The organism is Chitinophaga filiformis (genome assembly GCF_023100805.1).
Lineage (GTDB): Bacteria > Bacteroidota > Bacteroidia > Chitinophagales > Chitinophagaceae > Chitinophaga > Chitinophaga filiformis_B.
Genome location: NZ_CP095855.1, coordinates 3,674,510 through 3,692,983, shown reverse-complemented (window position 1 = coordinate 3,692,983; position 18,474 = coordinate 3,674,510). Strand labels below are relative to the sequence as shown.

The window sequence follows — 18,474 nt, the reverse complement described above, 5'->3', positions numbered from 1 at the left end:
CTGATATTCACCATACTGATAAACCCATTCTTTTATGTACACACTTGGTATCAATGCCGCTTTCCATGATTCAGCGGCATGTATTGTTAAAGACGGACAGCTTATTGCCGCTGCGGAAGATGAGCGCTTCACACATGTTAAACACGGGAAAAGACCCATTCCCTTTTCTGCTTACGAGCTGCCTTATCATGCCATCGATTATTGCCTTAAAACTGCCAACATTCACCTGAGCGATGTCGACCATATATCTTATTCTTTTGACCCGTTTATCCTGCTACCTGAAGAAGACGCCGACAAGCATCAGATAGATATTCCCCTGAGACAGCCATCGCAATTCGTACCAGAGAAATGGATCTCTCCATGGGACCCGCTTTTCCTTTCTGCGATCATCAATGCGCCGGGACAACTTACCGATGGATATCCGCATCATCTGCAGAAACGTTTCAGGGGCGCACGTTTCCATAACGATCAATGGCACTTTGTAGAACATCATTTGTGTCATGCGGCCAGTGCTTTCCTCCCCTCTCCTTATTACGAAGCAGCTGTGATGACAATGGACGGTCGCGGAGAAAAAGCCACTACTACATTCAGTATCGGTAAAGGTAACAACCTCGATCGCATCAGCCAGGTGAACATGCCGCATTCACTCGGATTATTGTATGAGAAGGTTACTACACATCTTGGCTTCCTGCATTCTTCCGACGAATATAAAGTAATGGCGCTGGCATCTTACGGCAAACCCGTCTTTGTAAATGCTTTCAGGTCGATGATCAACTTATCCGACAATGGACAGTATAGTATTGATGATGAACAGATGGTGGAACTGCTGGGGCCTCCCAGAAAGAAAGGAGATGAATTCACGGCACATCATTTCAACATCGCGCATTCACTGCAGGCTGTTTTGCAGGAGTCTGTGCTGCAGATCAGCGACTGGCTGCAGAAGAAGACCGGAGCGGACAATCTTTGCTTTGCCGGTGGTGTGGCATTGAACTGTGTGCTCAATGCCCGGATCAGGGATGCGGGCATCTTCAAGAACATCTGGGTACAACCCGCTTCCGGTGATGCAGGTACTGCACTGGGTGCTGCCTTGTGGACAGACGCCACCCTGCGCAACAGCCAGGAAAAGACGTTCTGTATGGACCATGCTTACTGGGGCCCTGAGTACAACGATGAAGAGATCAAGGCATTCCTTGACTGGACAAAAACACCGTATCGCCAGCTTGAAAATGTAGCTGAAGAAACAGCTGAACTGCTGGCGCAGGATAAGATCATCGGCTGGTACCAGGGAAGAATGGAATTCGGGCCGCGAGCATTAGGCAGCCGGTCTATTCTTGCGTCCCCTATCTCTGCCAATATGCAGGCAAGACTGAACGAAGTGAAGGACCGTGAAGATTTCCGCCCGGTAGCGCCCGTAGTGTTGGAAGAAGTGGCGGGCGAATGGTTTGAAGGCGCCCACTTCTCTCCTTTCATGCTGTTTGTATATGATGTAAAACCCGATAAAAAAGATAAAATACCTGCGGTTACGCATGTGGATGGCACCGCCCGTATCCAGACCATTAACAGAAGCCAGCATAGCCGTTATTATGACCTGCTGCAGGCCTTCTATAAAAAAACAGGCGTACCTGTACTGATCAATACCTCATTCAACACACTCGGCAAACCCATTGTTTGCACGCCGCGCGACGCCGTTGAATGTTTCTGGTCATCCCCTTTCGACGCTTTGGTAATAGGTTCTTTCCTCATTCAAAAATAACCCGCCAATGGAGAAGAAGATCACCGTGGTGATACCCACTTACAAACGTCCCGAATTGCTGTCCCGTTGCCTGAAGGCATTGGAGGAACAGGAGTTTGACAAGAGCGCTTTCGATGTGATCGTGGTCAGTGATGGTCCGGATAAATACACGCGCCAACTGGCCTGCAGCTGGAAATATGCCAGCCTGATAGAAGTAAAGTACCTGCCGCTGCCTGATAAGAAAGGTCCTGCTGCTGCAAGAAATGCCGGATGGAGGGCATCGGACGCGCCAATGATCGCATTTACCGACGATGACACTATTCCCGATCCTTACTGGCTGCAAAGCATCTGGACAGCATGGAAAGGAGAACCAGCGGCAGTGTATACAGGGCGCGTAGTCGTACCTATCAAAGGGCGGCCAACAGATTTTGAATGGAATACAGCCCAGCTGGAGAAAGCAGATTTTGTAACAGCTAACTGCGCCTGTACACGGCTTGCTTTAGAGAGGGTGAATGGCTTCGATGAATCTTTTGAAACGGCCTGGCGGGAAGACAGTGATCTTGAGTTCAGGCTGTTGCAACAGGACATTCCCATTTATCACCTTAACAATGCCATTGTATTACATCCGGCACGGAAGGCACGCTGGGGAGTAAGTATATACGAACAGCGTAAGAATATCTTCAATGCGTTGCTATACAAGAAATTCCCCAAAATGTACAGGGAGAGGATCCAGCGAAGACCTGCCTGGAATTATTACCTGATGATCTGCTGTTTTCTGCTGGGCATCATCTTCGCGCTGTATGGCGCATATACGGCATCGGTCGTATTATTTAGTGCATGGTTATTGATGATTGGTTTATTTGCGGGTAAGCGTTTGAAATATACTTCGCATACCACCTCGCATATACTTGAAATGATCGTTACATCAGCGGCCATTCCGTTTGCGGCTACCTACTGGAGCCTCTACGGAGCCTGGCGCTATAAAGTACTTTACCTGTAAAATGATGCCTCAGTCAATTCATAAGATAGCGGTCTTCCGCGCCTTACAATTAGGAGATATGTTGTGTACCGTTCCGGCATTACGGGCTTTGCGTACTGCATTTCCGGAAGCACACATTACCCTGCTGGGATTACCATGGGCTGCTTCGTTTGTAGAAAGGTTTTCCAAATACCTGGATGCCTTTGTCCACTTTCCGGGTTATCCCGGATTGCCGGAGCAGCCCGTAATACCTGGGCAGTTCCCGCCCTTCCTGACGGCTATGCAGGAGCAAAGGTTCGACCTGGTACTGCAGATGCAGGGCAATGGTTCTATAGTGAACCCGATGGTTGCGCTAATGGGTGGACGATATACGGCCGGTTACTGGCGGCAGGAAGATGGCTGTCCTGATGCCGGCCTTTTTCTTGAATACCCGGAAGATGTATCAGAAATAGAACGCCACCTCCTGCTGATGGAATACCTCAATATTCCCAGGCAGGGCACCTACCTGGAATTTCCCATTACTGCAAAGGACATGGAAGATTTCAACCAGCTGGAACTTCCGCTGGAAGCACAGGAATATCTCTGTGTACACCCCGGGTCAAGGGGCAACTGGCGCCAGTGGCCGCCACATTTCTTTGCTGCTATGGCAGACGAGTTTGCGGAAAAAGGCTGGAAGATAGTGCTCACAGGTACCGCAGATGAACGTCCGCTTACTGAAGCGGTAGCAGGACTGATGAAACATAAATCCATCAATACCGCAGGCCTGACCACATTGGGCAGCCTGGGAGTGCTGATCAAAAATGCCCGCGCCCTCCTGTCCAATTGCACCGGTGTGTCGCATATGGCGGCTGCATTTGAGACGCCCAGCGTCATTATCAGTATGGATGGAGAGCCCGTCCGCTGGGCGCCATTAAATAAACAACTGCACTACACAATTGACTGGACCACGGAACCGGATTATGAGATCGTATTAAGAAAGGGCATGCGGCTCCTCGAAACTACCTGAGGAAGCAGCGGTGAGTTCCAGCATGGCCAGGGTTGCCTCGGCAATAGTATCCGGAGTCGCCAAAGGAAGCTTTTCTGCAGAGAAAGAACGATATACATGTTTCACCACTTCGTTCTTACTCTGCAAAGGCGCCGGTACATCAAAATAAAGCACCTTGTTCGTAACACGCCATGGGGTGTGCTGGGGATTGGTCAGTGCATACAGCACCAGCACGGGCGTATGTACCGCCGCTGCAATATGTATGGTGCCGGTATTGACAGACAGTAACAGCGGCGCATGTTTTATGAGTATGATCAGCTCTTCGAGGTCAAAAAGCCCTGCTGCTGAAAAAGCAGGGCCACCTATTCCGGCAGCGATCTCCCGTGCTTCAGCAGCATTGTTCTTCCCGGTGATCAGTAACTGGCAATTTGTGGCCGCCCTTATCTTTCTTCCCGCAGCGATCCAGTCTTTCACCGGGTATTTACGTTTCTGTTCAGAAACTTCCGGATGGAGAATGATCCATGGCCGCCGGAGATCGAGGCCTGTTAATAGTAGCTTTTCACACACTACCGGCCATAATATTTCCCTGGTCCGGATGCTTAGTTGTTGCTTGTCTGTCACAGCGCCAACCTGTGCTACCAGTTCAAGATCGCGCATTACCTGGTGCCTGATGAAAGTGTATGGCTCTTCGTCGGGAATCCAATGTGTCAGTAGCTGATAGGGGTTCTCACGACAGTAAGCCAGCCGGAGTGGTATCTCCGCCAGGTATGCCAGCATAATGGAAGGCATGGGATTCTGACTATATACAGAAAAAATAACAGCCGCATCAAAGCGGCCGTCCTTCAGCTGTTTGACCAGCTGACTGAATTGAGCAGGATCAGGTGTGCCTGTTGTCTGTACCCAGGGCACATCAAATACAATAGCGTCGTCTATCTCCGGTACTTCCGGCACTACCGTTGCACCCAGCGATGATGCGAGTACAGTAATATGACAGTTGAACGTTTGTTTTAAGGCCCTGATGGCAGGCGTGCTCATAAGCAGGTCTCCGATGTTGTCCGGCCGTATACAGAGGATACGGCGGCATTTCTTCCATTCGTTTTTCATTATGCCTCCGCTACTTTTAAAGCAGGTGTTGTATAAATTCGTTTAATGATCAGGGTGGTTGAGCGGTCGGGCACGAGTGGCAACAATATCACTTCTCCACCAAATTCCTCCACTGCGGCTGCCTCCGGCAGGGATTCCCTGCTATAGTCGCCTCCTTTGGCAAATACGGAAGGCTTGATAATACGGATAAGCGATTCCGGTGTATCATCCTGCTCACTGCCAAAAGCGATTACATGCGCTATGGCGCCCAGGCCGGCCAGCACCTGTACACGGTCGTTCAGGCTGTTAATAGGCCGCTCAGGGCCTTTTAAACGCTTAATACTTTCATCAGTGTTCACTCCTACGATCAGCACGTCGCCCAGTGAAGCCGCCCGCTCCAGGTAACTCACATGACCGCTATGCAGTATATCGAAGCACCCGTTGGTAAATACGATCTTTTTTCCCTGTGATCTGTACATATCGCAAAGCGCTTCCAGTTCTTCCGTATCACGGATGTATTTATCTTTCATAGAGAAATAAGCAATCAGCTCCGCCTGTTTACAATGGGCTGTATTACTTTTCCGGATAGCCACTGTTGCGGCAGCACCGGCTATTTCGGCTGAAGTCAATGCGCTGGCACCTGCAAGACTAGCCAGTGTAAAGGCACTCACGTAAGTATCACCCGCACCCGATACGTTCGGATTGCTGACAGCGCGTGCGGCCGTATGACAGAGCAGTTTATCTTCCTGGAAGATAAGCGCTCCTTCTTCATCCAGTGTCACCGCAGTGATAGCAGCCCCTGTTACCCCATATATCGCGGCGCCCATTTCTTCCAGCTGTTGTGCCTTAGAGCATGGTTGTTCGGGCAGTTCCAGCATGGCCATCATCTCTTTAAAATTGGGTTTCGCCAGTGCTGGTTGTAAGCCTTTGTACAATTGCAATTTCTTGGCATCCACGGCAATGAACTTCCTGTGCTGCTGGTTCAGGCGTTCCAACGCAGCAATGATGCCTGGTGTGATGAGTCCCTTGTTGTAGTCTGCTATCACTACCGCGTCGTGCAATGGGAACTCTCTTTCCAGCACGGCTATCAGCTGCTCTTCACAATCCTTATCGAGCGGCACTTCCGTTCCTTCATCGTAACGGGTCAGGAGTTGCTGTCCGGCAATCACACGTGTCTTCTTCATCGTGTTCCGCGTATTGCAACGCACTACCTCATCCCTGATGCCTTCTTTCTTTAGCAGGTCGCCCGCCAGTTTAGCCGCATAATCATCTCCGATAAGACTGACAAAGGTCACCGAAGCACCCAGGTGGCGCAGGTTGGCAGCGGTATTTGCACCGCCTCCCAACACGGAGGTATGTGAACTGATATCCACAACAGGCACCGGCGCCTCCGGCGACAAACGTGTGCTGGCGCCTCTCAGGTAGGTATCGATCATCAGATCGCCCAGTACCAGTACTGCAGGCTGCACAAAAGCCCTGATCAACGTTTGATATATTAGTTCCATATTCTGAATTTTGCAGTAGCGTGTTTCACAATAAACTGAGCAGCCTCGCGCAGATCGTTTGCTATGTATGCCGGTTCATTATGCTGGTTCGTTTCCCAGACGGTTTCATTCCCATTGTTAAGTAGTACAGACCGGCAACCGGCGCGGTTGCCTGCTTCCACATCATTCAATATATCTCCTATCATCCACGACTCAGGAAGGAATATATCCATCTCCTCAGCTGCCTGTAGTAACATACCCGGCAACGGTTTCCGGCAACTACAGCTAAATGCGTACTGCGCTATCTTTCCCGCGGGATGATGAGGGCAATAATAAAAACCATCCAATGCAATTCCGGCTTCGCCCAGCAGTTGTTTTACCTTAGCAATAACAGGTTGCATCTCATCTTCCCTGAAATATCCATGAGCAATACCGGCCTGGTTCGATACAACGATCAGCGCATAGCCCCTCTCCTGCAACATGCGTAAGCCCTCTACCGCGCCACGCTCCAGCACTATTTTGTCCGGGTCTGCATTGTAAGGCACGTTGCTGATCAGTGTACCATCCTTGTCGATAAATACTGCTCTTCTCATAAAGAAATACTTTCTTCTGCTCTGAGATTCTTCGGGGACGACGTATCATCGTTCCCAATGATCCTTTCATAAACTGTTTGCATGTCTCTGGCTACCAGTTCCCAGGTAAACAATTTGTTCACCCTTCTGAGCGCATTATTGCCCATCTCCCGCAATACGGCAGGCGACTGCAGCAGCGCAGTGATCCTGCGGGCAAGCGCGTCCGGATCTTTGGGTGGCACCAGCGCGCCGCTATGTCCGTCGGCCACACTGAATTTGATTCCCCCTACATTACTGCCGATCACTGGTGTGCCGCATGCCATGGCCTCCAGCGGCGTAATACCAAAAGGTTCATACCAGGGCGTCGTAATGAAGAGATCAGCTGCTGTATAATAGTATTTCAGATCTTTCCTGGACTTCTGCCCAAGGAAATACACCTTATCACTGACCTTCAGATCATCCGCCAGCTGTTTCAAACGGGCGAGCTCCTTTGCGGTATCCGCATCTCCGCCTACTATCAGCAATCTCACTTTTGCGTTCCTGCATCTCACTTTTGCCAACGCCCTGATCACATTGTCCACGCCTTTCCTCGGCACCATACGTCCCAGCTGCAGCAATACCTTTTCGTCGTAGGGCAATCCCAGCAAGGATCGGGCTACCGACTTATTGACCGGGTAGAGCTCATCTGTATTCACGCCGCAGGGAATGATGGTGATCTTTTCTGCAGGCGCGTTGTAATACTTCATCAGGTCTTCCCTGTCCTGCGGACATTCCGCAATGACCAGGCTTGCTTCTTTTACAGCATTCTCCTCAATAGTGATCCGCTCTTTCGGGAACTGGTCATTATCACCCTGGTGAATACGACGGATATGTCCCAATGCATGGAAGGTGACCACGAAAGGGATACCCGTTTCTTTTTTCAGTTCCATCGCTACAAGTGCGGACATAAAAAAGTTGGCATGTACCAGGTCGTAGCTCAGCTGCTCTTTTTCCATGAAACACAGCATGTCTGTTTTAAAAGCTGGCATGTACTGTAACAATGTCTCCTTGGGAATATCTTCTGCGGGACCGGCATTCACATGAATGATCCTTATATTATCGCCGAAGGGCACTACCTGCGGCAGCTTCTTATCTTCCCGTCTTGTAAAGATGTCTATCTGGTAGCCCATGAGCGCCAATTGTCTGGCCACCTCTCCTACGTATACATTTTGTCCTCCGGCATCTGCGCCCCCTAAAGCGGCCAGTGGTGAAGCATGTTCACTGATGAACGCAATCCTCCTTCCCATATACTTATTTTTAGATCAGTTATCACTGGTAATAGTGCTGTGATCAGACTCTATCGCCGGCTTTCCGAATAGTTGGTCAGTATAAATTATCTCATTCATATTGCCGCTGCAGACGGTCTCGAACAATCTCTCCCAGTCTGCGGTAAAACGATCTATATTAAACCGCTTCATAGCTGTAGCCCTCGCTGCTTCCCCCATTTGCGCCGCGAGTTCCGGCTCATTCAGCAATAACTTCATTTTCTTGATCAGGTAATTAATATCTGTGTGGATGAATCCATTCTTACCGTTCTCGATCACCGTTACCAGCTCTGTCGTTGCCAGGCCTACTACAGGCATACCCTGCATCATCGCCTCACAAACGGCCAGCGCCAGGCTGGTATGCCTTACAGGATGGAAATAGAAACGGTACCTGCTCCTGAATGAAGGCAGCTGCGGATGTAATACTTCGCCAAGGCCATCCTTACCGTTGCCCATGCCTACGAGGTCGACCGGTAGTATATTACGGACATGCTGAAAAATGTCCCAGCCCAGTCCCCTGCCACGCTGCGGCAGGTGATTGATAGTAACCAGTCCCTTGGGCAGTTCTCCTGTATATGGTACATCCGGCATAGTCACACCATGTTCGATCACGGTAGCCGGTGTGCGGTTGTTGTCCCACATTAACCGGTTGTAGTGGGTTACGTGTACCAGGCAAATGCGGCGGTCGTTCACTACGTGTCTCGTAGTAACCGGGTTCTTGGCTGGTGTATTATGTTCCAGGTAGACCCTTGGTAACCTGCGCTGGGCGGGCGATAAAATATCATATTGATCTACCAGGTAATCTTTTGTGGACTGGTAAAGGATGACGTCAAAGTCTAAATCTTTCACCATTCTTACCGGGACCTCATGTACATTATCACCGAATGGAAATGTCTTTCCTCTACCGTAGTACCCCGGGGTACGTTGCTCGTTGACAGGAATATAGATGTCATAATTGCCTTGTGACAGGTAATACAGGTAACTTCCATGGATGTGCCAAGTAAAGATCTTCAGCCTGGGCTTTTGCTGTGTAGTCGTCATATATGTCATTAAATAGGATTGACTGTGTAACAAAAATTTGCTTATGCCTTCCCGATGTGTCTTTATATTCACCAGACGAAACTCACATTACTCTTACAATGGTGTAAAAGCAAGATCAATAAACAAACCAAACATGTGATGCCGGAAATAATTGATTTTTAGACAATTATTTTCTGCCGTCTTCAGTTCTGTATAAGTGCTTTACAGCAGCGCTTCCCCGGCGAACGCTGCTGACACATGAAGTTGACATTGCTGTTGAAACTATCGTGCAACAGCAGCAAGGTACAATTGACGCAAGAGTTCTACACTTATGGTAACCTTGTTCACGTTTAAAGAATATGCATATATCGCCATGACATGAAAACCGCCATGGCATGATTTTGCACGCGAATCCTTCTAATAAATTCAATTTCATGAAAGCAGCAGTTTTCCATAAAATCGGAGACATTCGTGTCGAGAATGTAGAAGATCCGCGTATCCAACATCCTGAGGACATCATCGTAAAAGTCACGTCTACTGCCATTTGCGGCTCAGACCTGCATATTTATGATGGCTTTTTTCCACAGTTGAAAGACCAGGTAATGGGTCATGAGTTCATGGGGATCGTAGAAGAAACAGGGTCGGGAGTATCGAAGCTGAAACGCGGCGACCGTGTGGTAGTGCCTTTTCCCATTGCATGCGGGCACTGTTATTTCTGCAATCATGAACTTCCTGTTCACTGTGAGAATAGTAATATTGAACATTATGGTCCGCAGGGAGACATGACTTCCGGAAAAGGTGGTGGCTTATTTGGATATACCGATCTGTATGGTGCGTATGCCGGCGGACAGGCAGAGTACGCACGTGTGCCGTTCGCGAATTTTGGTCCGCGGGTAGTGCCGGATAGTCTTACAGATGAAGAGGTGCTCTTCCTTACTGACATCTTTCCTACAGGCTGGTCTGCTATAGACTGGGCACAGCCCAGGGGTGGCGAGACCATCGCTATCTTCGGCTCCGGTCCTGTCGGGTTAATGGCGCAGAAGTCAGCCTGGCTGCAGGGTGCAGGTAGGGTCATTGCCGTTGACCCGCTGGCTTACAGGCTTGATATGGCGAGGAATGTTAATCGCGTAGAGACGATCAATTCTTCCGAAGTGGATGTTGTGCAGGCAATCTATGATATGACGCAGGGCCGTGGGGCGGACATCTGCGTGGATGCTGTTGGTATGGAAGCGGATCGGAGCTTCCTGGAGAAAGTCAAGGCGACTGTTAACTTTGAAAAAGGGACTTCCAAGGTGATGGAGGATTGTTTTAAGGCTGTTCGCAGAGGTGGGACGGTGTCTATTGTCGGTGTGTATGGAAGCAACTATGATAATTTTCCTATACATCGCATTTTTGATAAGGGCATTACTATTAAGACCGGGCAGGCACCTGTGCAGCGATATATCGATCATCTTATTTCGCTTGTGGTTTCGGGGCAGGCAACTTTGAATGACATTATCACGCATAAGTTGCCGCTCTCTGCGGCGAGTGATGCGTATGATATTTTTAAGAAGAAAGAGGATAATTGTGTGAAGGTTGTGTTGAAGCCGTGATAAGTTATAGCGGTTGTCTGATGGATCCCTGGCTGTGGTTCGTCGAAGTGACCTTGAGTTGGAGGAGGTAGCTGTGGTTCGTTTGCGCGGAGATTAAGTCATTGCAGCGGGTTTTCAGATGGGATCCCTGGCTGTGGTTCGTCGAACTGACCTTGAGTTGGAGGAGGTAGCTGTGGTTTGTTTACGCGGAGATTAAGTCATTGCAGCGGGTTTTCAGATGGGATCCCTGGCTGTGGTTCTTCGAAGTGGCCTTACTATTGAGCTTGGGAAAGTCGTATTTAGCTGTAGTTTAGCTATTAAACCCCTTGTCAGGCGTGGCAGCACACTTCGAATAACTAAGGCCAGGGATTCCCATCTGAACCCGCTACTGCTTCCGGACATCCAATTGTAGCATGAACTCCCCATATCAAATACGTATGGTGACGCCTATTTTCCTGCATTCTTCCATCGTCCATCTATTCTCCTATTCTTATTGAACAACATCGTTTTTTTCCTTCACTAATACTTCATCCCCTCATATTATTCCTTCGCCGTTCTTAATTATTCTTATGCCCTTCTTGCCTTTATATTGTTCTTCATTCCTTCGTATTGTCTTCCGCTCATGGCTATTCCAGAGTGTTCATCCTTTATCCATGACCTCCCGCCTCCTACATCCTTTATATATTCGCCAGGAGGGTTATGAGAGATTCTCCGCTTTCATTCTCCAGGTTATGAATGACACGTATGATCTTGCTCTGCAGTTGCTGGTCGATAATGCCTTCCGCTAAATGGCTGAATTTCTTGATGACGTCATCCCAGCTAAGGGGGCGTGTGAAGAAGCCTTTAAAGTCCTCACATTTCTGCTCCAGCTCTTCTCCGCTGTTCAACGTGATGGTGACTTTGGCCGGCATCTTATCGGGATACACCGAGGTGTAAGGATCCAGATAATCCACCACTTTACGGGGCGCTTTCAGGGGGAAGTTGGTATGGGTGCTCACCTTCCTCAATAATTCCTGCACGTCCGGGCGACGGATACGTTCTTTCAGGAGCTGGTCGGGCCATACTGCTCCATCAATCAGCGCGACAGCTATTACATAGGCCATACTGTGATCGGCCTGCTCCTTGGTCTGTACTACGTGGCGATCTCCATAATGCCCTCCACCTACAATGTCGTAGGCTGTTTCAAAAGTGGTGACTTTTACCTCCTTTATTTCTCCCGGTACCAAGTTATGTTGCTCACGTAACATCAGCGCGGCCTCAATAGCAGATTGCGTATGGACTTCCGCATTGTAACTTTTCAATATGCATCTCGGGATCAGCGAGAAGTCGCCCTGCTCCTGCCGGAAATGAGGCTTCATGCCCGTCAGATGTTCAAATCCTACAGAGCCCTCAAAATAACTTACAGGGCCTGTTATGCCCTCTTTTGCAAGTAAGACGATCTGCATACAACCACTGGCAACCAGTGAAGAGGCCAGCCCTTTCCATTCATAGGTGTACGATTGCCTGCTGCCTACTGCCGGGTTGAAACTACAGGCCGCGGTACCAATAGCATGTGCTGCCTGCTCTTCAGTCAGGGAGAACAGCCGGCATAGTGTGGCTGAAACGGAACAAGCCAGTAACATCGTGTGGTCTATGCCTTTCATCATCACCGGTATTTCGTCTACCAGCTTACACTGTAACTGGTACGCAATGGCCATGGCTGTCAGTATGTCCCGGCCGCTTGCATTCACCAGCTGCGACGCAGCCAATATAGATCCGATGTTGTCGCTGGGATGACAGGTCGCGTCTTTCCCCAGGTAATTGTCCATGAAGTCAGGATAACGGATCAATTGCGTATACCATTGCGCGGCCCTGTCCACGCCGGTAGCACCTAATAAGGGCACAACACAGTCTCCGTTCTGCTGTAACATCTTCAACGTGCGAAGACACTTTTGTATCGTGTCCTGCCTGGAAGCGTATATCATAGAACCTACTGTATCCAGTAAATGCCGCTTTAGCTGATCAGTAATCTCTGTATCTAACTGATCAAAGGCCGACAGGTTTGCAAACCTGGCCATAGAAGTTGTTAATGCCGTAGCTACCGTACCGGGCATTACTGTTTGTGTTGCTGTACTCATGCCTGTAGTCTTATTATCTTGTAGTCTTATACTTATATTTTAAACAATACTTACACCATTATTCTGTATTTACCGGCCTCCGCCTATAGTTCCTGTGCTTATTCCAGGCTTTATAGTCCTACTATATCTTCTATATTTTACCTTCCCAGTCTTATGCGCTTAGGCCTATACCTATTCCTATGTCTATTCTTATGCTGTCGTTTTATTTTTATTACTTTAAGCTATAGTCTCGTGTTGATTTCTATGTATAGTTCTGTCCTTAGAATTTTATTTGTGTTGCCATGTGCTTATAATCTTACTTATGCTTATCTCCCGTGATGATGGTCCTGCAGCTCTATACCTGCAGTTTTATAATGCGACTACAGGTTAGTGAAACAAGTTACGTACCACTTCGCTATGCTTTTCTGCAGTATGCAATACTGTTCCCGGCAACTCGCATATGGTAACAGGCATGTTAATTGATTCATTTACAGCGAACCAAACTGCAATATCATGATACAAAGAGATGGCGCACTTACCAGTTTATGGCAGGGGAATACTGCTCCTTATATAGTTACTAACAGGCCCGATAAGAATGTTGTATACGATGTGATCATAGTGGGGGGCGGCATTACCGGTATCAGCACAGCCCTGTTGCTGCAGGAAGCCGGTAAACAATGCCTGGTGCTGGAAGCGGCTGAGATAGGTTATGGTACTACAGGTGGTACAACCGCGCATCTGAACACACTACTCGATACGCCTTATTATGTTATTGCGAAAAATTTTGGAGAGGAAAATGCCGCACATGTAGCAACCGCGACTGCTGCTGCCATCAGCCTGATAAAAAATAATGTGCAACGTTTCGATATAGATTGTGGATTTAAAGAGGCTGATGCGTACCTTTTTGCACAGGATGAAGAACAGGAAAAAGAACTTGAGAAGATCCGGGAGAGCTCCGCTAAGGCAGGGCTTGATATTTCTTATACAGAGCAGATACCTGTAGGCATTCCTTTTACGAAAGCACTCCGCGCCAAGGGACAGGCTAAGTTTAGTCCGCTGGAATATGTGCATGGCATCGCCAAAGCTTTTGAAGCTGCCGGTGGTGTTATCATGCAGGGATGTAAAGTGCTCAATACAGATAAAGAAAATACATTAAAAGTTCACACCACCGCCGGTACATTCTCCGCTGTTGACCTCGTTTATGCAACACATATTCCTCCGGGTATCAATCTGCTACATTTACGTTGTGCGCCCTACAGAAGTTATGCAATAGCCGTAACGCTGGAAGATGGTACTTATCCTGAAGACCTGAGTTATGATCTGTATGATCCCTATCACTACTATCGTACACAGGAGGTGAAGGGAGAAACTTATCTCATTGCAGGTGGTGAAGACCACAAGACAGGTCATGAAACAAATACAGAAAAATGCCTGCTGACATTAGAAAGCCATGTCAGAAAATATTTCAAGGTGAAAGAGGTTGCTTATAAGTGGTCTTCCCAATACTTTGAACCTGCGGACGGTTTACCATATATTGGCTATCTGCCAGGCTCGGAAGATCATATCTATGTGGCCTCCGGTTATGGCGGCAATGGTATGACCTATAGTTCCGTTGCGGCACTGCTGCTCAAACAGATCATCCTCCGGGAGAAACCGGCACTCGAAAAACTGTTTGATCCCAACAGGATCAAACCTGTTGCAGGATTCAGCAATTTTGTTACGCACAATACAGATGTCATCAGGCAGTTCTTTGACAAACTGTTCTCTGCCGAAGAGATCAGTCAACTGACCGAGCTTGCTCCCGGAGAGGGAAAACTGGTGGAATATCATGATCGTAAAATAGCGCTCTATAAGAGCGAAGAAGGCCGTCTGTATGCCCTCAATCCAAGCTGCACGCACATGAAATGCGATGTAAAATGGAACCAGGCGGAAAGGTCGTGGGACTGCCCCTGCCACGGCGCCAGGTACAGCTACGATGGTAAGGTGATGACAGGTCCTGCAGATATGGACCTGGAAGGTCTGGCCCTGACATAAGACCACTTGTGAAGACACCAGGTATTGTTGGTTTAACACCAAGGTGAGGCCAATAATACATCTGGTATGTTATATCAGCCCGCGGGATTGTAAAGAACATAGGAAGTTGATTTTACGTTATACGGTAAAAGCCATTGAATAAATCAGTCAGCCCCAGGGCGGCGGCAGATGGTGGTCATTATCCTTATGATACATGTCTGAGGCAGATGTCACTTAAATAAAGAAGCAAATCAAACGATAGCATATGACTGATTACGGTTATGATCCTGGCATCCTGAATAATATTGCCGATCTGTTGATACATAAATCTGAGACACTGGCCGTGGCGGAGAGTGTGACGGCAGGTCAGCTACAGGTCGCTTTTTCGCTTGCAGAGGGCGCTACACAATTCTTTCAGGGCGGTATCACTGCATATAACATCGGGCAAAAATCAAGGCATCTGCAGATAGACCCCATCCATGCCGGTAATTGCAATTGTGTATCTGAGCGGGTGACCGACCAGATGGCCGCGCAGGTGGTATCACTTTTTGCAGCAGACTGGGGCATTGCTATCACAGGCTATGCCTCTCCTGTGCCCGAACAGAACATCCATGATCTATTCGCCCATTATACCATCTATTATAGAAATAAATGCATCAAACATGAGCGTATCAGCGCCCCACACAATGATGTGCTGGCAGTAAGATCACATTTCACGAATACCGTATTGCGAAAATTTCATGAGGCCTGCCGGACCATCGGCATTTGATACAGACGTGGAATAATCTTTGCCGCTTTTTCTGGAAAATGCGTCTTATGGAAAGATTGTCGCTTGAGAAAGAAACCGTACATATTGACTATACCCGGGAAGGTATTCCGGAGTCAGTAAAGAATTTCCGTCCTTCTGTGTTCAGGGACGGTGACAACTATCATTGCATCCTGGGTAGCGATAAAGAAACGGCCGTATGCGGCAGTGGCCAATCGGTAGAAGAGGCATTGCTTGACTGGGACCATGCATACCAGGATAAAACGAAGAAATAAAGCCATGCGTAAAACATGGAAATAAAAATGGCCATTCCGTTACAGACTGGCCATTTTTTATATACTGAATTATTGAGATTGTCAGGGAGTTCCTTCTGTCATGTTATCGTTCCTGTCACTGCCCCTGCTATAAGTGTTGTTCTCCTCATCTTCTGCCCCGATGTCTTCATTATCGTCGTCCAGCTCTGCTCCTGGTATATCGAGATCGGCGCCGGATGTTTCTTCGCCGAAGCTGCCTTCATTTAATGGATCGCCATCATCATCGGTACTATCCAGCGAAGCTCTTCTCAGTCCGTCGGCGTCTTCTTCTCCCGGCGTTACATTAGCACTGGTTTCCAGGTCGCGCCGTTCTTCGTCGGTCACGTCGGAATCGTTATCCTCCAGGTCATCTTCATCGTCCAGGATGCCTTTCCCTTCTTCATCATCTGAAGATATCGTGGTATCTGCCAGTTCTCCGAGAGGCGGTACATGTATGTGTTCCTGTCCCGGAATGTCTGATACATCGGGTAGCATCATCTCTGTTTCTTCGCGCTGCATCTTCTTTTCATCCTGCGGACTATCCTGTATATCCTGGTTTTCTTCGATGCTTTTTATACGTGTGAATGCTTTTTCCATATTATTTGCTTTTTAGTTTTTATTACCCTCATCTCTGGTTTTGCCGCTGGCCTGAAATATTAAATAAGCCACAGCGATAATCACAACAAAGAACAGGGCAATGAGTGGCACTAACATACGCTACTTGTTTACAGGAAATGTTGCAAATAATCTGCCATGCCGGCAGCGCTCAGTCTGCCACATGCCCGATATTCCTGGCGCCATTGTATTTATATAAGGGAATCTCCCTCCGGTGATGCGTTATATGTCAAAATATCATCCGGCTCCTCGCAGGCACAGCAAAGAACCGTGGATGAAAAGCCTCTTATGGAGAATGTCTGGGAATATTTATGCACAAGGTTCACTGCACAACACCGGAGCTTTAACAATCAGGCTGTGCTTCTTTTCGGGGTTGAAGATTGTATGCTGTCTTATTGCGCCCAGACCCGGGTGAAAAGATTTCTCAGTTCTTTCACGAGATCATATACGGAAACTGGTTTCTGTATGCAACCAAAAGCGCCTTTGTTCATCGCTTCCCGCAGAAGGGTAGAATCAATACAGGTAGAATACATGATGACGGGGATATGCCGTAGTTCTTTCTTTTTTTTGATCTCTTCCAGGCAGACAAGACCGTTGTGCACAGGCATATTAAAATCCAGCAAAATTAGATCGGGCCTGCTGACACGTAATACACCGTAGGCCATCTCCGCACCTTCCGCCCAGTTGCAGGTACTATCACTTCCTGTCATTTCCACCGCCTCATTCAGGATTTCTATTTCATCGGCATCGTCATCGATCAGAAGTATGGACCTTACCATAGAGAAAAGATTAAGCAGTGAGACAATCGCATTTCGCGGGATAAGTCGTTATCCTTTGCATTCCGTAACCATAGTCATTTTTCGTAGAGGTAACCGCACTCCCGTTGGATGAAAGGAATAATACTTAGTGGCACTATCTTTTGAGACCGATAACAAAGTTCAAACGGTTAATGGTTAAAACCGTTTCGAATCAAATTAAATGTAAGATAATTTACCGAAAAATAAAAAGAAACATGATGAGTATCATATTTTTACAGCACTTTATCCCTCTTTCTGAAATGTATAATTCGAAAAACTAATGTACCTTTCTTTACAATTGAAATCCAGGTAACGAACATCATGTTGATCCATCGAGGTAAATTCACGTTGACAAGGGAGCACAGTATACATACTGCCGGATTCTGCATCCTGCATACTGCCCTGGAGCAGCTTATGCAACAACTTCACCTGCTACATCCCGAAGAGCGTTCTTATTACGAAACATTAAAATTTGACAAGCGTAGGGAAAGTTATCTACTGGGCCGGATCTCTGCAAAAAAGGCTATTGGCGCACTGTCTTCCTTTGAAGACCTGGGGAAGATCGCCATTGAAGCCGGCGTATTTCAGTTTCCTGTGGTCAAGTACGCAGTTACACACAACCTGCAGGTCTGTATTACGCATTGCGATGGCCTTGGCATCGCGCTTTCCTACCCGGAAGTACATCCTCTTGGTATAGACCTGGAACGGGCAGATAAAGCGGGCACAGGGGCTATCAGGGAACAGCTCACTGCCAGGGAACTGGCATTAGCGGACACTTTACCTCTACCGGCTGATGTGGCCTTTACTATGTTGTGGACGATGAAGGAAGCCCTGTCTAAAATACTCCGGACCGGTTTGACTATGGACCTCAAACTGCTTGAGATCCGGTCGCTCGAAAAAGAAGGGGATGTATATACCGGCCATTTCAGTCACCTCATTCAATATAAGGCCATTTCCTGCCATGCAGGCGCTCATGTCTGCTCAGTAGTTGTACCCGGCAAAACCAGCCCCGATTTAGCCCAATTCTGGCAGTTTTTCAGGGAGACGGTATCTTTTAAGGACCAGGCCGGGAACCTAAACACCAGCGAAAATACGCTTTAACCCGGACGCATACCTGGCTTATACCCGCCTTTGGGTGGACCTGAAGCATATCATAAAGGTATG

At 48.1% G+C, this 18,474-nt stretch carries 16 protein-coding genes; 8 read left to right on the top strand and 8 right to left on the bottom strand.

The features are described 5' to 3' along the window. Positions 1-34 precede the first annotated feature (34 nt). From MYF79_RS14800 to MYF79_RS14790, 3 genes are read left to right on the top strand one after another with little or no spacing between them, the layout of a single operon-like run. On the top strand, positions 35-1,753 hold the full coding sequence (locus MYF79_RS14800; protein WP_247814744.1) for a carbamoyltransferase: 1,719 nt from the start codon (positions 35-37) through the stop codon (positions 1,751-1,753). Between the two features lie 7 nt (positions 1,754-1,760). Further along, on the top strand, positions 1,761-2,732 hold the full coding sequence (locus tag MYF79_RS14795; RefSeq protein WP_247814743.1) for a glycosyltransferase family 2 protein: 972 nt from the start codon (positions 1,761-1,763) through the stop codon (positions 2,730-2,732). Position 2,733: 1 nt separating this feature from the next. After that, a complete protein-coding gene (locus tag MYF79_RS14790) occupies positions 2,734-3,717 on the top strand; it encodes a glycosyltransferase family 9 protein (RefSeq protein ID WP_247814742.1) in 984 nt (327 codons plus the stop codon). Here the strand turns inward: MYF79_RS14790 and MYF79_RS14785 are convergent. Genes MYF79_RS14785 through MYF79_RS14765 form a run of 5 tightly spaced genes read right to left on the bottom strand, consistent with a single transcriptional unit; the run spans position 3,682 to position 9,180 of the window. Continuing rightward, positions 3,682-4,800, bottom strand: a complete 1,119-nt coding sequence (locus tag MYF79_RS14785) for a glycosyltransferase family 9 protein (RefSeq protein ID WP_247814741.1) — start codon at positions 4,798-4,800, stop codon at positions 3,682-3,684. The two genes, MYF79_RS14790 and MYF79_RS14785, sit on opposite strands and share 36 nt — an antisense overlap. After that, complete coding sequence (rfaE2, locus tag MYF79_RS14780) at positions 4,800-6,284, bottom strand: D-glycero-beta-D-manno-heptose 1-phosphate adenylyltransferase (RefSeq protein ID WP_247814740.1); 1,485 nt, start codon at positions 6,282-6,284, stop codon at positions 4,800-4,802. The genes MYF79_RS14785 and rfaE2 overlap by 1 nt, the downstream gene beginning before the upstream one ends. Then, on the bottom strand, positions 6,275-6,856 hold the full coding sequence (locus tag MYF79_RS14775) for a D-glycero-alpha-D-manno-heptose-1,7-bisphosphate 7-phosphatase (RefSeq protein WP_247814739.1): 582 nt from the start codon (positions 6,854-6,856) through the stop codon (positions 6,275-6,277). The genes rfaE2 and MYF79_RS14775 overlap by 10 nt, the downstream gene beginning before the upstream one ends. Next, positions 6,853-8,121, bottom strand: a complete 1,269-nt coding sequence (locus MYF79_RS14770) for a glycosyltransferase family 4 protein (RefSeq protein ID WP_247814738.1) — start codon at positions 8,119-8,121, stop codon at positions 6,853-6,855. The genes MYF79_RS14775 and MYF79_RS14770 overlap by 4 nt, the downstream gene beginning before the upstream one ends. Positions 8,122-8,136: 15 nt before the next feature. Continuing rightward, positions 8,137-9,180, bottom strand: coding sequence for a glycosyltransferase (locus MYF79_RS14765; RefSeq protein ID WP_247814737.1), 1,044 nt, complete (start codon positions 9,178-9,180; stop codon positions 8,137-8,139). Positions 9,181-9,593: 413 nt separating this feature from the next. Here MYF79_RS14765 and MYF79_RS14760 point away from each other — a divergent pair, with 413 nt between their 5' ends. Continuing rightward, positions 9,594-10,751 carry a zinc-dependent alcohol dehydrogenase gene (locus MYF79_RS14760; RefSeq protein WP_247814736.1) on the top strand — a complete coding sequence of 386 codons (1,158 nt, stop codon included), beginning with the start codon at positions 9,594-9,596 and terminating at the stop codon, positions 10,749-10,751. 656 nt (positions 10,752-11,407) lie between these two features. On the opposite strand, the gene MYF79_RS14755 is transcribed toward MYF79_RS14760, so the two are convergent. Next, the gene (locus MYF79_RS14755) at positions 11,408-12,847 is read right to left on the bottom strand and encodes an MmgE/PrpD family protein (RefSeq protein ID WP_247814735.1); all 1,440 of its coding nucleotides are present in this window, start codon (positions 12,845-12,847) and stop codon (positions 11,408-11,410) included. Positions 12,848-13,339: 492 nt separating this feature from the next. Here MYF79_RS14755 and MYF79_RS14750 point away from each other — a divergent pair, with 492 nt between their 5' ends. The 3 genes from MYF79_RS14750 (at position 13,340) to MYF79_RS14740 (ending at position 15,880) form a co-directional block, all read left to right on the top strand. Next, the gene (locus MYF79_RS14750; protein WP_247814734.1) at positions 13,340-14,860 is read left to right on the top strand and encodes an FAD-dependent oxidoreductase; all 1,521 of its coding nucleotides are present in this window, start codon (positions 13,340-13,342) and stop codon (positions 14,858-14,860) included. 244 nt (positions 14,861-15,104) lie between these two features. Further along, positions 15,105-15,608 (top strand): CinA family protein, encoded by a 504-nt coding sequence (locus MYF79_RS14745; RefSeq protein ID WP_247814733.1) that lies wholly within the window; start codon positions 15,105-15,107, stop codon positions 15,606-15,608. Between the two features lie 47 nt (positions 15,609-15,655). Next, positions 15,656-15,880, top strand: coding sequence for a hypothetical protein (locus MYF79_RS14740; RefSeq protein WP_247814732.1), 225 nt, complete (start codon positions 15,656-15,658; stop codon positions 15,878-15,880). An 81-nt stretch (positions 15,881-15,961) separates the two neighbouring features. Here the strand turns inward: MYF79_RS14740 and MYF79_RS14735 are convergent, their stop codons facing one another. Then, positions 15,962-16,495, bottom strand: a complete 534-nt coding sequence (locus MYF79_RS14735; protein WP_247814731.1) for a hypothetical protein — start codon at positions 16,493-16,495, stop codon at positions 15,962-15,964. 410 nt (positions 16,496-16,905) lie between these two features. Next, positions 16,906-17,292, bottom strand: a complete 387-nt coding sequence (locus tag MYF79_RS14730; RefSeq protein WP_247814730.1) for a two-component system response regulator — start codon at positions 17,290-17,292, stop codon at positions 16,906-16,908. Positions 17,293-17,631: 339 nt separating this feature from the next. Between MYF79_RS14730 and MYF79_RS14725 the strand changes: the two genes are divergently transcribed. Beyond that, complete coding sequence (locus tag MYF79_RS14725) at positions 17,632-18,411, top strand: 4'-phosphopantetheinyl transferase family protein (protein ID WP_247814729.1); 780 nt, start codon at positions 17,632-17,634, stop codon at positions 18,409-18,411. Positions 18,412-18,474: the final 63 nt, after the last annotated feature.